Raw genomic sequence first — 14,892 nt, forward strand, 5'->3', positions numbered from 1 at the left:
GTTTAAATCGTAGAAAATCAATTGGTTTTATAGTATTATAGAATACGTTCATCAACCAAAACAAAAGGGGGAACGCATCGTGGAAATGACCGCACAACAACGAGACGTTCGCGCGAAACAAGCAGCGAACGCCCCGAAACATCCGACTGCGTGGATTATTGCTGTTTCCTGCCTCATATTGATCGGTGGAACGTTGTTCTTATATAGCCGTGTTTCCTGGCAACAGGCGCTTTTGTATGTGCTGGGAGCGTTTGGTGGATTTGTATTGTACCAGGCGCATTTTGGCTTTACATCCGCATGGCGAAAGTTTATTCTATACCGCCAAGGGGAAGGCATTCGGGCACAGATGATCATGATGGCAGCAGCCAGCGCGTTGTTTTTGCCGCTGCTCGTGAAAGGCTCAGCGCTCGGCCACCCGGTGTCAGGGTATGTATTTGGCGTGGGAGTATCGGTCATCGTCGGTGCTTTTCTGTTTGGCATCGGCATGCAGCTTGGCGACGGCTGCGCGTCCGGGACGTTGTACCATATCGGCGGCGGTGATACGAACGGTGTCGTCACCTTGATCGGGTTTATCGCTGGATCGGTCATTGCGACGACGCATTTTGATGTTTGGATGCGTATGCCGCACGTCGATCCGATTTCGCTTATTGCTTCGTTTGGTGCATGGGGCGGCTTTCTGCTGCAACTTGTTTTGCTGGCGGTTGTCTATTATGTCGTGACGGTGATGGAAAAGCGGCGCCACGGCAAGCTGTTGACGACACCGCTTGAACACCGCCACGGATGGAAAACCATTTACAAAGGCCCATGGTCATTGTTGGTTGGCGCGTTATTATTGGCGCTGATGAACGTGCTTGTTCTCATGTTCAAAGGTTCGCCGTGGGGCATCACATCCGCATTCGCCCTTTGGGGAGCGAAGTTCGTGCAGCTATTTGGTGTCGATCCGACGGCTTGGGCGTATTGGCAAGATGAGGCGAAACGGCAGGCGCTCGCGAATCCACTCTACTACGATACAACGACCGTGATGGACATCAGCTTGATGGTCGGCGCCTTATTGGCGGCAGCGCTCGCGGGCCGCTATACGAAACCCGTGCAATGGAAGCGGCCGACGCGCATGACAATCGGTGCACTCATCGGTGGATTGATGATGGGATACGGTGCCCGGTTGGCGTTCGGCTGCAACATCGGCGCGTATTTCAGCGGCATCGCTTCCTTCAGCGTCCATGGTTGGATTTGGTTTGTGTTTGCTTTCCTTGGCAGCTTGATCGGTGTCAAGTTGCGTCCGTATTGTGCGTACAAAAACTAAACGTTCGAACATCGGCATCCCGTCGTTTTGGCGGGGTGCTTTCTTTATGCAGGACGGCATATGGTACAATGGGCAGTGAGGCTTCGACAAGAGCAGCTGCCTGCTTGTTTGAAATCGTTTTCCTTGTTTTGGGAGAGCGGAAGGAGGACAGCGGTGTTCATTGGGAGAGGAGGGAAAAGGCATGCGACAAGCGGCCTCGATCGTCTGCATCGGCGGGGCGAACGTCGACCGAAAGGCGCGGTTGCTCACTCCGTTTCGGCTCGGCACGTCCCATCCCGTCACCACGACGCAAACCGCGGGCGGAGTGGCGAGAAACGTGGCGGAAAACTTAGGGCGGCTTGGCCATACTGTTTCGCTCGTCAGCGCCGTTGGCGATGATCGCGATGGACAGTGGCTCATTGACGTGACGAGCCGATATGTCAATACGAGCTTCATCATGCGAACGCCAAAAGCGAACACCGGGACGTATACAGCGGTGCTTGATGAACACGGCGAGATGGTTCTCGCCTTGGCGGATATGGCCATTTATCATCCTGAACCGAGAAGACCCCCACTTCCACGTGTGAGCGTAAGTGGGGGATGAATCGGTATTTGTCATCGCTCTTCCTCTTGCCTTAACAAAACAGAAGGTGTAAAATGGATAGGGATAGAACACACGTTCCTGGATGTAGGAGGGAAGATCATGCATAAAGCCTACCGCTTTCGGCTGTATCCTACCCAAAAACAAGCGAAGCTCATCAATGAGACGATTGGGTGCTGCCGATTTGTGTACAACCACTTTTTGGCCGAGTGGAATCAGGCGTATGAAACCACCGGAAGAGGACTCGGCTATAACGAGTGCTCCAAGCGGCTGACCGCCTTAAAGCAAACCCTTCCATGGTTGAAGACACCTGATTCGACCGCCTTGCAAAACGCGCTGCAGCAACTGGCCGAGGCGTTTGACCGGTTCTTTGATGGAACGTCGAACGCTCCCCGCTTCAAGAGCAAAAAACATCCGAACCAATCGTACACCGCTCAGTGCAACTACCCCAAGAACGGACGACCCACGATCGAAGTGGACGGCCATCGCTTGAAGCTTCCCAAGCTCGGATGGGTGAAGTTCGCCAAAAGCCGTGAGGTTCAAGGCCGCATCCTCTCGGCCACCATTCGTCGCAATCGAACAGGGAAGTATTTCGTCTCCATCCTCGTGGAAACGGACATTCCCCCATTGCCCCAAACCGACAAGAAAGTGGGCGTCGATTTGGGATTGAAACATATCGTGGTGCTTTCCACAGGCGAAACGATCGAACACCCCCGGTATTGGCGCCGGTATGAAGAAAAGCTCGCCTACTGGCAGCGGGTGATGTCCCGCCGCAAGCCGGGCGGTTCGAACTGGGAGAAAGCCCGTTTGAAAGTGGCCAAGCTTCATGAAAAAATCGCCAACTGCCGGAACGATTTCCTGCACAAACTGTCCACCCGCCTCATCCGCGAAAACCAAGTGGTGTGCGTGGAGGACTTGCGTGTTAGGAACATGCAAAAGAATCGCAAGCTGGCTAAATCCATTTCCGATTCCGCGTGGGGGAGTTTTCTTCGCATGCTCGAGTATAAAGCGACATGGTACGGGCGGACGGTGGTTCGTGTCGCGAGCACGTTTCCCTCGAGTCAATTGTGCTCGTGCTGCGGGCATCGTCAGGTCGAGGTGAAATCGCTCGGCATCCGCGAGTGGGTGTGCCCCACCTGCGGAGCCGAACATGACCGGGACCATAACGCCGCCCGGAATATCCTGAATGAAGGGCTTCGTTTGCTGTCTTTGTAAGTAAGGCAGCCCAACCGTGGGACGCACGGGGATGGCTTGGTGGACAGCCTGCCATGGGGCGGGTGTTCCCAAGAATCTCCCACCTCAAAGCTCAAGCGTAGGTGGGAGAGCGTTCAAGATACAGTGGGAAACGAGTGGATGAAGCAGCGATGGCCCGAACTCGGCCCGATTTCAGCCGTCGTGCTTGATACGAATTTTTCAAGCAACGCCATTCAGTGGACCATCGAGCAGTGCCGTAAGGAGCGCCTCCCGCTTTGTGTTGTGACGGTGTCGGTTCCAAAAGTGAAGCGATTGCCCAGCGATTTGTCTGGTGTGACGTGGTTTGTCACGAATGAAGCGGAGGCTAAGGAATTTGTGGGACGCGACGGACATACGGACGACATCATGAAACCGATCCTTCAAGCCGGCGCCCAGAACGTTGTCGTCACGCGCGGCGCAAACGGCGTCGCGTACGCCACCAAGCAAGGGGAAACAGAAGCGATTGCGGCGCCGAAGGTTGAGGTCACCGACGCCACCGGAGCGGGCGACGCCTTTGCGGCTGGATTTTTGTACGGCGTCTTAGGCGGACATACGGTGGAAGACGCCTGCCGCTTTGGGATGAGCAGCGCGGCGCTTACGCTGCAAACGGCCGAAACGGTGCATCCCGCTTTGAATGAACACCTGTTGCAAGCCGCCTATGCGCGGTATTTTCGCGAAGGGGGAACGAAGTGATGAATGATTTTCTCGTCTTTTCCGAAGAAGTCGCTCAAGCGAAGGCCGAAAAAAAGCCGATTGTCGCCTTAGAATCAACGATCATCTCGCATGGCATGCCGTATCCGGAAAACGTGCAAACGGCGAAAGCGGTTGAACAGATCATCCGCGACCGCGGCGCCGTGCCGGCGACGATCGCCATTTTAAACGGAAACATCAAAATCGGGTTGACCGAAGACGAACTTGAACAGCTCGGGACAAGCCGCGATGTAGAAAAAGTGAGCCGCCGCGACTTGCCGTATGTCGTCGCCATGAAGAAACACGGGGCGACGACCGTGGCGGGGACGATGATTTGCGCCCAGATGGCGGGCATCCGCGTATTTGCGACCGGCGGCATCGGCGGCGTGCACCGCGGCGCCGAACAGACGATGGACATCTCGGCTGACTTGCAGGAACTCTCGCGCACCAACGTCGCGGTCGTCTGCGCCGGGGCGAAATCAATTTTGGATTTAGGCTTGACGCTTGAATACCTCGAGACGCACGGCGTTCCGGTCATCGGCTATCAGACGGACGTCCTGCCGGCGTTCTATTCGCGGACGAGCTCGTTTCGCGTCGACTATCGCCTCGACAGCGTGGAAGAGATCGCCCAGTTCCTCGAAACGAAATGGAAGCTTGGGTTAAACGGCGGTGTTGTGATCGCCAATCCTGTCCCAAAAGAAGAGGAGCTTGAGGAGTCGTATATCACCGCCATCATCGAACAAGCGCTTAAGGAAGCAGAAAAGCAGCACATCACCGGCAAAGCGGTCACCCCGTTTTTGCTTGACCGTGTGAAAACATTAACCGGAGGCAAAAGCTTGCAAGCAAACATCGCCTTAGTGAAAAACAACGCCGCCTTGGCGGCCGACCTTGCCCGAGAGCTTTCTTGATGCGAACGCCCCCGCCCTTCCATCAGGGCGGGGGCATGATGGCAGTGGAGGATTTATCGAGCGTGAAGCAAATGGCGGATTTTTCGATCGTGCTGGGCGATTTTGACGGAGTGGAAGTCGACCGTTTCTTGTGTTTCAACTAGTTCGACGCGGATGTGGCCGAGTTTCGCTTCGAGCCGTTCGAACCGTTCATTCACGGTGCGCTCCAACTGGGCGATCTGCCGCTCAAACCGTCCATCCATCTCCTCGATGCGTCCGTCCATTCCTTCCACACGTCCATTCATTCCTTCCATGCGCTTGTCCATGTCTTCGATGCGCTTGTCCATGTCTTCGATGCGTTTGTTCATCGTGTTCGTTTGTTCGCTCAACGCTTGGACTTGGCGTTGGAGCGAGTCGAATTTCTCATGGAGCGCTTCGAACTGCTTGCGCATATCGGACGCGTACAAATCCAGCACTTGCAAAATTTGCGCCAATATCGTTTTTTCTTCCACCCTCTTCACCTCCTTCCACTCTAGTATATCAAACAAGCGAGTTTGCGAGAAGGAACAACAGTTTCAAATCTGGCGGGATTTCGTTTATGATGGATAAAGGAGGGGCGCTGCTATGGCTGAAATGATCACGTATTCATCTTTTGCCACTGACTGGCTGCCGATCACCATCGTTGCGGCCGCTGTCGCTGTCAGTGTTTTCATTGGTATTCTTATTATAAAACAGAAATCGTGAACCCGTCGTGAGGCTAGCTGAACGTCGACGCCCAGCCGATACTACGGGCGAAATCGGCAGCGGGAAAAGTAGAAAAGTGCTGCGAAAAGCAAGTACACGTACTTTGGCTAAAAAAACAGCCTGCCTTCGCGCATGGAAGCGAGAGGCGGGCTTGTTGCTTAACAAAGACTTAAACCTATTTGAAAACGTTTACCAATAATGTACAATGCTTATTCCCAAAATGAATGGTAAAGTTGATTGATGCCAACCCGATATGGTATGTTAAAAGAAAAGGTTAATAAAAATTAACATTAATATCGGTTTATGACTCTATTTTGTGTTAAAAATAATTAACACAAAGGAGGTGTGATGATGGAGATTAAACAAACGATCGCGAAAAATCTAAATCGGGTCAAAAAAGAGATGGGGTTGAAGAATCAAGATTTAGCCGAATTGATGGGCGTGACGAGACAAACGATTGCCAAATATTTAAAAGGGGAACAAATTCCTGACAGTGCAAAATTATTTCTTCTGTCGCGACACTTGAATATCCCGATGAAGGATTTGATCGTTTCTTCAGATGATCAGCGTGAACCAATGTCTTCTTTCATGTTTCGCGCGGATAACCCTAAAGAAAACTTTCGTCTGATTGATCAAAATCAAGTGAATCGGATCATGGATGATTATTATGAGCTGCTTGCCTCTTTTGGAGAGGCTAGTGTTGCTTATTTGCCCCCGACGTATAAAGTAAAGCTCGTTGATCATGAGTTAACGGAGGAGCATAAAACCATTATTCGACAAGCAGCGGAACAAACGAGGAAAATGTTTGGCCTTGATCATGTGATCCCAAGCGATATTTATGCGGTTTTAGAGCGCCATGGTATACATGTCATCGCGTTGAAAACGATTGATAAAAAAATTGATGGTTTATCGGCTTACTCCGAGGAAAAAGGAGCTTTTATTTTCCTTAATGATCACGACGAAATACCTGAGGAACGAAAACGGTTCAGCGTCATTCACGAACTTGGCCATCTTATTTTTCATCGCGAGGAGTACCGAAGTGATCTTAGCTCTCTTACTTACAGCAGCGCAAGAAGGGAAATCAATGAAAAAGTCGCCACGTTGTTTGCAAGCTACTTTCTTATTCCTCGCGAACAGTTGCGGGAATATGCTTATTATTTTAAACGATATGTTACCCTTGAAACGATTATGGAGCTTAAGCGCCAATTTTTTGTCAGTGCTGAAGCCTTCATGAGGGCCTTATTGGATGAACAATACATTTCCGGAAGGACGTACGGCCATTTGCGAAAAACGTTGCGGGAGCAAGGATATAAAGAACAAGAACCCGCTCCAATCGAGTATATTCCCAAAAACCGCAAACTGACCTATTTTGTGAAACAGGCGTATTTTGAGGGGAGCATTACGATTAACAAAGTATGCGAAATCCTTGGATGCGATTTGCGGACTGCTAGAGAAATGGTCAAGGGATGGTATAAGGAGCATGGATGTTCAGAAAATACGGGGGCTTTATAAAAAGAGAGCGGTGGTGGACAACAATGTGTTAAACGATTTTTATGAGTTGGACAGGATGGATTTACTGACGAGAGTGTTTGGCCGAGTGTGTGTTCCCGAAAGTATTTTGTGGAATGAGACTCCTGACGATATCCGGACGGCTTTGCGATAAATCGATTACGAAACGGTCTCTTTGCATACGGAAGAGGGATACGGGCTCATGTATCAGCTGCTGACAGAATGGACAGGTTTAAGCGAATATGATGCAGAACTGATTGCCATTGCCGGTCAAGATATGATTGTATGCACATCGAATGAAAAAAGGATCATCAATGCATGTGAAAGTTATGGCATCGAATATACGGGAACTTTAGGAATTTTATGTTGCGTGTATGAGCGTCGGTTGATCGGACGGGAAGAATTCAAGGGATTGATTGACCGGTTGTTTTCCGATGAGTGCAGCTGCCACTTGCATCCGAGGTTGAAGAACCAAATTTATAAACAGTATCATTTGCAAGATGTGTAGCCGTGTTGAACAAGACTAGCGCCTTTTGCATTGAAATAGGGAACGGTCCTGTCTGGATGCGATTCAAGGACGGCCTTTCTTTGAGAACATTCCACGTCTTCCACCAAAAACTGGCCGCAAAGACCCATGTGGCAACGGGCAAACGTATAAAACGTGCTCCGGGCAGTAGCAACGCTGTTTTCGATCAAAGAAACAACCCGCCCCATGCGTTGAAGCAGGGAGCGGGCTTTCCGCTTAAAACGCCACCGCCATCAAGCTTAAGCCCCCATACTGGTACTCACGGAACAACACGCGCGGCGCCCCGCCGCGATCGCCGGCCCCGTAGGCGATCCAGTACGGCGCGAGATGCTCGGGCGTCGGCACGGCCTGCTTGGCGTACGGCGCCTTGTTCTCATACTCGAACACCTCTTCACTATGGGCGGCGGATCGGCTGAGAAGCCAATCATCAAATGCGACGGCCCATTCGTCCGCCTCCGCATGCCCTTCCCAACGGAGCGCCATCAAATTGTGCACCGTCCCGCCGCTTCCGATGATCATCACGCCCTCATCCCGTAGCGGGCGCAGCGCTTCCCCGAGCTGCAACAATTGCTTCGGCGTCCACCACGGCACGACCGACGCCTGCACAACCGGAATATCCGCTTTCGGAAATAAGCGGTAGAGTAGCACCCACGAACCGTGATCCAACCCCCGGGTCCGATCGACGGCCACTTCCGCCACACCGCCTAGGCGCTCCCGCACGCGCTCCGCCCACTCGACCGACCCGCGCGCCGGATACACCACTTCATACAACTCGCGCGGAAATCCGGAAAAATCATAAATCATGTCATACGTCCCCTCAACCACCGAAACCGTCGGTTGGCGCGTCATCCAATGGGCGGTAAAGACGACGACCGCCTGCGGGCGAATTCCTTCCCCGAGTTTGCCCAAAAGCGCCGTGTACGCATTGTCTTCGATTGCCAACATCGGCGAACCGTGAGCGAGAAATAGGGCGGGGGGTCTCATCGTTCCATTCCTCCCTTGAACCATATTGACAAATCCGCTTGCGGCCTAATGCCGCCTCCAAACGATTCGCCGAAAAACGGCGCCGGAATTTCTCATCCCTAGTGTAGCATAAACATCTTTCGCTCTTCTATGCACTCGCTTTCCTAAACCGTGCGATGGAGGTTTGAATCTTCTCGTAGGCGTTTCTGTCTCCCTTACGATGAGGAGCTTTTCCTTGCCTCCCGCCATATTCATCGCCGCCCAACCCGATCGGGCGTTTGGGGAGATGAAAGAGAGATATCACCAAGACGAATGTGTCCCTTCAACGCGCTTCTCCTCCGTGAATGCTCGAAAAAGTGGCTCTCTTACTAGTTAAGAGAGCTGATTTTTTAGTAGAATAGAAGAAAAATAGAAACGAAGAAAACATTTCGGCACGAAGGAGCTATTCTTATGTCATTGCACGATCTGTTCCGTGAAGTGATGGCCATCTACGAGCAAGACAAGCAGGAAAAACTGTCAAAAGAGCGACGGTCGTTTCAGCTGGTGACACGAGCGATTCCAGAGGCGTTGAAAACATTGCCTTTCTTACCGCCTGACCGGTATATGGTGAAAGGGTCGGTCGGTCAAGGGAATTGGACCGACGTGCCGTGGGTGGCGGTGATGGACCAAGAAGTGACGGATTCGACGCAGCGCGGCTATTATATCGTCTACTTGTTCAGCGAAGATATGCGCCGTCTCTATTTGACGCTTGCCCAAGGAGTGACGGAGACGCCGAGAGACGAAATGGAGCGGGTGAAGCGGGACATCCGCCAACTCATTCCCGCTGAAGAACGCGTGCGGACGAATGATGACATCCGTCTTGGCGAAAGCAAACGGGCGAAAGACTACGAACGGTCGGTGGCGGCGTATATCGCCTATTCGTTTGACGATTTGCCATCCGATGAACAACTCGCGCGCGACCTCGAAACGATGATCGATTATTACCGACAGTATGTAGAGCGAACAGAACCAATGACACCGCCCGAGCAGGCCTTTTCCTATCGGGAGGCGGTTGAGCATATTCATTCATACATATCCGCCAAAGGTTTTTATTACACAAAAGAGGAAGTGGCCAACCTCTTTCTTTCATTAAAAACGAAACCGTTTGTCATCTTATCCGGCATTTCCGGAACGGGGAAAACGAAAATCGTTCAATGGCTCGCCGAGAGCGTCGGCGCCACGGAAGACAACGGCCGCTTCGCCTTGATCCCCGTCCGCCCGGACTGGAACGACGGCTCCGATTTGCTTGGCTATGTCGACATTAAAGGCGAGTTCAAGCCTGGGCCGCTTGCGAACGTCATCATCGAAGCCGAGAACCATCCCGACAAACCGTATTTCGTCGTGTTGGACGAGATGAACCTCGCCCGCGTCGAGCATTACTTCAGCGATGTGCTGAGCGTCATGGAAAGCCGCCGCTGGGAAAATGGGCGCATTGTATCGTCGCGGCTGCTGCCGCGAGAAACGGCGGGGCGCGACCTTTTTCTCCCGCCGAACGTCTACATCATCGGCACGGTCAACATGGACGAGACGACCCACCCCTTCAGCAAAAAAGTGCTCGACCGCGCGAACACGATCGAGTTCAACCGTGTCCGTCTCGACCATCTCGACTTTTTGCGCGATGTGCCGACCGTTGCACCCCAACCTGTCGGGCAGGAGCTGTTCGCGGCGCGGTATTTGCATTTGAAAGATGTATATGCCGATTATCCAAAGCTGGTAGAAGACGCGACGAAACAGCTCGTGGACATCAACCGCATCCTTGAGCCGCTCGGGGCGCACATCGGCTACCGCGTCCGCGACGAAATTTGCTTCTACCTGGCCTACAATGAAGAAGGAAAGCTAATGGAATGGGACAAGGCGTTCGACTATTGCCTCATGCAAAAAATGTTGCCGCGCCTTTCAGGAAGCGACGCGCGGCTCGAGCGGGCGCTCAAGCAGCTGTTTGTCCTTTGCGCCGGTTTTGAACCGGATGGGGACTACAGCGGTGCGCTTGATGTGTCGTACGCCCGCTATCCAAAAAGCGCGGAGAAAATTTGGCGCATGCTGCGGAGGTTAGAGGACGATGGCTTCACTTCGTTCTGGCTTGGGGCGTGACGACTATGAGCTCGTCCATATCGAAACGAACCATCTCACGCTCGTAATCAAAGGAAAGCCGTACCATGAACAATACGAAGGGCTTAAGCAGTACCGCCGCCTCGATTTCCACGAGACGATGGAGTTTTTCGCGAGCGGCGAAGGGGTGCGAAACGTCAAGCTGTTTGACGTGGACGCGGGGGCGCTTGTCGACTGGTCGGGCGGCCACCGCCCGATTTTCTTTGAAAACGGCATCTATCAGCTGCTTGTCGTTCCGAAAACCGACCGGGTGCTCTCCTTTTACCATGAGTCGCCAGCGCTGAGAAACGCCATCAGCCGTGTTGACATCGGTGGACAGGCGGTGTTGATGGGAAATCTTCACTTCCCGAATGAAGTCGGGCTGTCGACGTTCGAAATCCGCGACGGCCACCGCTCCGTTTTGGACGTGACGATCGAAATTTTCCCGACGAAATTGACCTACAAACAAGACTACCAGCGGCTGCTTGATGAAGTGAGCGAAGAAATTTACAACTTGGCGTTTCACTTTATCAAGCGCACGTACCAGCGGGCGAAGGCGAAGCGCAGCGGCGCGCCGTCCCGAAGCGAATTTTTCCGGCTTATGGAGGCGCATATCGGCGATTTTTTGCAGGCCATTCGCCATATCGAGCGGCAGCCGCACCATCAACTGTCGACCGTCCATGTGAGGGTGCGCGGCGACCAGCTCGGCCGTTTGGATGCGGCAGGACGGAATGATTTGCGTAAGCGGCCGCATGTGTTCCGCGATGTCAAACGCGGCATCGACATTGGAAGTCGAACCGTCATGCCGCAATCGGGGCTCAAAGCGAAACAAGAACTGACGTACGACACGCTCGAAAACCGGTTCGTCAAATGGATGATGACGCGCCTTGTCGAGAAGCTGCGCGATTTGTTCGAACACGTGCAAGGGAAACAAAAGCGGTACGAAACAGAACCGGATCCGGATTTGCTGGAGCGCATCCAATCGATGATCCGCGCGCTCGAAACTCGGCTTCGTCACTCCTTTTGGCGGCCGATCGGGCGGCTTGACCGCTCTGTTGCGAGCCTCGTCCTGCAAATGGCGCCTGGCTACCGCGACGCCTATCAGCTGTTTCTCCTCATCACCCGCGGCCTCGCCTTGCAGGGAACGCTGTACCGAATGTCCGTCAAAGACGTGGCGACGCTGTACGAGTATTGGACGTTTCTAAAACTCGGGCAACTTCTCGGGAAAAAATACAGACTCATCAGTCAAAACGTCATCCAAGTGAACCGCTTGGGGCTGTTCGTCCATCTCGACAAAACCCGCTCCGCCAAGCAAGTGTACGAACATCCGCACACGGGCGAGCGAATCACGCTCACGTACCAGCTGTACGAAGGGAGGCTGCCGACCGTCCCGCAAATGCCCGACACGGTTTTGGCGATTGAAAAGAAGGGAAAAGACTATACGTTCAACTACATTTTCGATGCCAAATACCGCCTTGATTTCGCCGTTTCCGGCAGCGCGTATGAAAAACGGTACGGAATGCCGGGCCCGATGGAAGACGACATCAACACGATGCACCGCTACCGCGATTCGCTTGTCGCCCGCCGCGGCGGCCCATACGAGCGCACCGCCTTTGGCGCCTACGTGCTGTTCCCGTGGCATGACGAAGACAGCTACCAAGCGCACCCGCTGTACAAAAGCATCAACGACGTCAACATCGGCGGCCTGCCGTTTTTGCCGAACGCCACCCGCCTCGTCGAGCAGTTCATCGAGCGGTTGATCGAAAACAATCCTGAAGAACTGCAACAAGAAGGCATCCTGCCGCAAGGGATCATCGAAGAATGGCGGTCGGCATTCGACGAGCATGTGCTTGTCGGCATGGTGCCAAGCGCGCGGCATTACGAAGCCTACGTGAAGCACCGCTTCTACCACATCCCAGTCAAGCAGCTGAAAAAAGGCTGGCAAAACGCGCGCTACATCGCCCTTTACCCGAAACAAGGAGCCGCCCCGCAAAACGGGGTCACGTGCTTTGGCAAAATCACCGCCGTGAACATCGTCAAACGCTCGGCCATCGCCGAACTGCCAAAACGAAGCGATGAGGAATACGTTCGCTTCGAAGTCGAAAGCTGGAACTTTCTCCAAAACGTCATCCGTCCCGTCGGCTACGGCATCGCCGTCTATGCGATGACGACGTTCAACATGCTCAAACAGGCGAAAGAACTGCCGGAACTGTTCATGAAATCAAGCGACGAAATCGTCCTTTGGCGCATCCTGCGGCGGCTGTCCGACCGCATCCGCTTCGACCTTGACGCCCGCTACTTGGATCAGGCGTCCAAAATCACCGCATACCGCGTCAAAAACGTGTCCATCCGCCTGGAAAGCGGCCGTCTCATCATCACAAACGGCGCAAAGCACAAAACAATCCCCGCCGACCTGCTCCGCAGGCAGCCGTCGGCCGTGTTTCGCGAAGTGGTGGGGATGATGGGGGAGGGGTGCGACCAGAAAATGAACCTTGAAAAGTCAACTTTGCGATGACATTGCACACCTCAAGCATTGTAGCATTTCCTCTGGGCGTTTATGAATATCGCTTTTACGGAAGCAAACGTTTTGATCCAAGTGACGATTGCGACGATGAAGATACATTTGAATCAACGACAGTTGGGCAGAAACAAAACAGAAAATGGCGGCATATTGTTTTGGCAGTTTGGTTGGATCTGTAGTAAAATGAAAGTGCTCTTGCATGGGGGATTCCTCCTTTCGAATGATGGGTCACACTTTCATTCTACAGGAGATCTGCCAGCAAGGGCTATTTTTATACTTGTCTGAGTTTTATCTAGCACCACGGGTTCAACTTGTTTGTCGAGTAATGTTGAATTTTTAGTAGCGATTCTTCTTGACTTTTTTTTTGGAAAATATAATTGTTAACTGTAGATGAGCAAATTCACTGACATAAATTGACAACTAAACAAAAAAGGAGACATGAACCCGATTCCTTGGTTAGAATAGATGTACCACCAACTATCCACAAGGAGGTTCATGTCTCATGAATAGATTAGCACATCACCAAGGAATCCACAAGTTTTTCTTCACGCTGGGGTTGACGCTGCAGCTTTCCAAACCGGTCATCAAGCATCTCATTCATATTGTCGATGCCTTGACCACCAAGGGATTCTCGGGAACATTGACTGATATTCATTACTGGAGCTTTCATCCGAATCATCGAACGACGCTCAGTCACTTTTTCACGAAAAGCCCTTGGAACGAGGAAAGGCTGCTTGGGAAGCTTCAAGAGTGGATCCTTTCCCAGGTCGAACGACTGGCCAAACGGAAGAATCAACCCCTTTTTGTTTCGATTGATGATACGATTTGCCAAAAAACAAAGCCTTCGTCACGGGCTGCGCACGCCATTCAAGGGTGCGACTGGCACTACTCGCATAAAGATCATCAATCGATCTGGGGGCATTCGCTCGTTTGGCTGATGGTGCACACCTTCACGCAGGCGTTCCCATTTGCGTTCCGCCTGTATGACAAGAAGGAGGGAAGAAGCAAAATCGACCTGGCGATCGAGATGCTTTCCTCGCTCAAGGTGAAGCGGGCTCAGCCGGTGTATGTGCTCATGGATTCGTGGTATCCGTCCAAAACGCTCATCGAAACCTGCTTGAGCAAGGGATTCCATGTCATCGCCATGCTCAAGGCGAACCGGATTCTTTATCCGAAAGGCATCGCCGTCCAAGCCAAGCAGTTCGCCCGCTATATCGAGCTCCAAGACACCCGCCTCGTCACGGTGGGTCAGGAGCGTTACCGCGTGTATCGCTATGAGGGGGCGATCCATGGCCTCGATGACGCGGTGGTGCTGCTGGCTTGGAAGGCGGATCAGCCGATGGCGCCGGAACATCTTCATTGCATCTTGAGCACCGACCGGGAACTCGGGGACGAAGACATCTTGCGTTACTATGCTCAGCGTTGGACGATCGAGTGCTTTTTCCGGCAGGCGAAAGATCAACTGAAGCTGGATGGATACCAGGTCCGTCACGTTCGGGCGGTAAAACGGTATTGGGTGACCGTTTTATTGGCTTGCGTGTACAGCATCGCCGAATCCCGACAAAACCTCTCCACCGGGCTGGAGCTTCTTCGGTCGCGGAAAGACCACAGCGTCGTCGAGTTCATTTATGACGCTGCGAAGCAAGATATTCCCATTGATGTGATCAAAAAACAGCTCCGTATCGCGTAAGGGGTACCCTGTTTGTCTCTCTAACCATGGAAATTATTGTAATGAAAAATGCTCATCTACAGTATACAATTAAAATATTACAAAATAGTTTGATAATAATAAACCGCTACTTTACTAAA

At 52.5% G+C, this 14,892-nt stretch carries 12 protein-coding genes and 1 pseudogene; 10 read left to right on the forward strand and 3 right to left on the reverse strand.

Going from position 1 to position 14,892, the window contains the following annotated elements; all coding sequences use genetic code 11:
- Positions 1 to 79 precede the first annotated feature (79 nt).
- The 5 genes from GZ1_RS15920 to GZ1_RS15940 all read left to right on the forward strand — a co-directional run bounded on the left by GZ1_RS15920 (position 80) and on the right by GZ1_RS15940 (position 4,714).
- Positions 80 to 1,303 (forward strand): YeeE/YedE family protein, encoded by a 1,224-nt coding sequence (locus GZ1_RS15920; RefSeq protein ID WP_174520694.1) that lies wholly within the window; start codon positions 80 to 82, stop codon positions 1,301 to 1,303.
- Between the two features lie 181 nt (positions 1,304 to 1,484).
- Positions 1,485 to 1,886 (forward strand): PfkB family carbohydrate kinase, encoded by a 402-nt coding sequence (locus GZ1_RS15925; RefSeq protein WP_255211312.1) that lies wholly within the window; start codon positions 1,485 to 1,487, stop codon positions 1,884 to 1,886.
- 99 nt (positions 1,887 to 1,985) lie between these two features.
- Entirely contained in the window at positions 1,986 to 3,098 is a 1,113-nt protein-coding gene (tnpB, locus tag GZ1_RS15930; RefSeq protein ID WP_060788869.1) for an IS200/IS605 family element RNA-guided endonuclease TnpB, read from the forward strand.
- Between the two features lie 138 nt (positions 3,099 to 3,236).
- Positions 3,237 to 3,809: a PfkB family carbohydrate kinase gene (locus GZ1_RS15935; RefSeq protein ID WP_255211313.1), complete on the forward strand. Its 573-nt coding sequence runs from the start codon at positions 3,237 to 3,239 to the stop codon at positions 3,807 to 3,809.
- Complete coding sequence (locus tag GZ1_RS15940; protein WP_060788870.1) at positions 3,809 to 4,714, forward strand: pseudouridine-5'-phosphate glycosidase; 906 nt, start codon at positions 3,809 to 3,811, stop codon at positions 4,712 to 4,714. Before GZ1_RS15935 ends, GZ1_RS15940 begins: the two co-directional genes overlap by 1 nt.
- 53 nt (positions 4,715 to 4,767) lie before the next feature.
- Here GZ1_RS15940 and GZ1_RS15945 read toward each other — a convergent pair whose 3' ends face one another.
- Positions 4,768 to 5,205 (reverse strand): hypothetical protein, encoded by a 438-nt coding sequence (locus GZ1_RS15945; protein ID WP_021321283.1) that lies wholly within the window; start codon positions 5,203 to 5,205, stop codon positions 4,768 to 4,770.
- Positions 5,206 to 5,788: 583 nt separating this feature from the next.
- On the opposite strand from GZ1_RS15945, the gene GZ1_RS15950 reads away from it, so the two are divergent.
- Positions 5,789 to 6,949, forward strand: a complete 1,161-nt coding sequence (locus tag GZ1_RS15950) for a helix-turn-helix domain-containing protein (protein ID WP_033006286.1) — start codon at positions 5,789 to 5,791, stop codon at positions 6,947 to 6,949.
- A gap of 199 nt (positions 6,950 to 7,148) precedes the next feature.
- The gene (locus tag GZ1_RS19695) at positions 7,149 to 7,454 is read left to right on the forward strand and encodes a PIN domain-containing protein (RefSeq protein ID WP_255211314.1); all 306 of its coding nucleotides are present in this window, start codon (positions 7,149 to 7,151) and stop codon (positions 7,452 to 7,454) included.
- 234 nt (positions 7,455 to 7,688) lie between these two features.
- Here the strand turns inward: GZ1_RS19695 and GZ1_RS15960 are convergent, their stop codons facing one another.
- Entirely contained in the window at positions 7,689 to 8,456 is a 768-nt protein-coding gene (locus GZ1_RS15960; RefSeq protein WP_060788871.1) for a DODA-type extradiol aromatic ring-opening family dioxygenase, read from the reverse strand.
- Between the two features lie 429 nt (positions 8,457 to 8,885).
- Here GZ1_RS15960 and GZ1_RS15965 point away from each other — a divergent pair, with 429 nt between their 5' ends.
- On the forward strand, positions 8,886 to 10,565 hold the full coding sequence (locus GZ1_RS15965) for an MrcB family domain-containing protein (RefSeq protein ID WP_060788872.1): 1,680 nt from the start codon (positions 8,886 to 8,888) through the stop codon (positions 10,563 to 10,565).
- Entirely contained in the window at positions 10,534 to 13,077 is a 2,544-nt protein-coding gene (locus GZ1_RS15970; RefSeq protein ID WP_060788873.1) for a restriction endonuclease-like protein, read from the forward strand. Before GZ1_RS15965 ends, GZ1_RS15970 begins: the two co-directional genes overlap by 32 nt.
- A gap of 78 nt (positions 13,078 to 13,155) precedes the next feature.
- On the opposite strand, the pseudogene GZ1_RS19055 reads toward GZ1_RS15970, so the two are convergent.
- Positions 13,156 to 13,284: pseudogene (locus GZ1_RS19055) on the reverse strand (IS982 family transposase); the annotation flags it as partial.
- Between the two features lie 301 nt (positions 13,285 to 13,585).
- Between GZ1_RS19055 and GZ1_RS15975 the strand changes: the two are divergent.
- Entirely contained in the window at positions 13,586 to 14,773 is a 1,188-nt protein-coding gene (locus tag GZ1_RS15975; protein WP_060788874.1) for an IS701 family transposase, read from the forward strand.
- Positions 14,774 to 14,892: the final 119 nt, after the last annotated feature.

It is taken from the genome of Geobacillus zalihae NBRC 101842 (genome assembly GCF_001544135.1).
Lineage (GTDB): Bacteria > Bacillota > Bacilli > Bacillales > Anoxybacillaceae > Geobacillus > Geobacillus zalihae.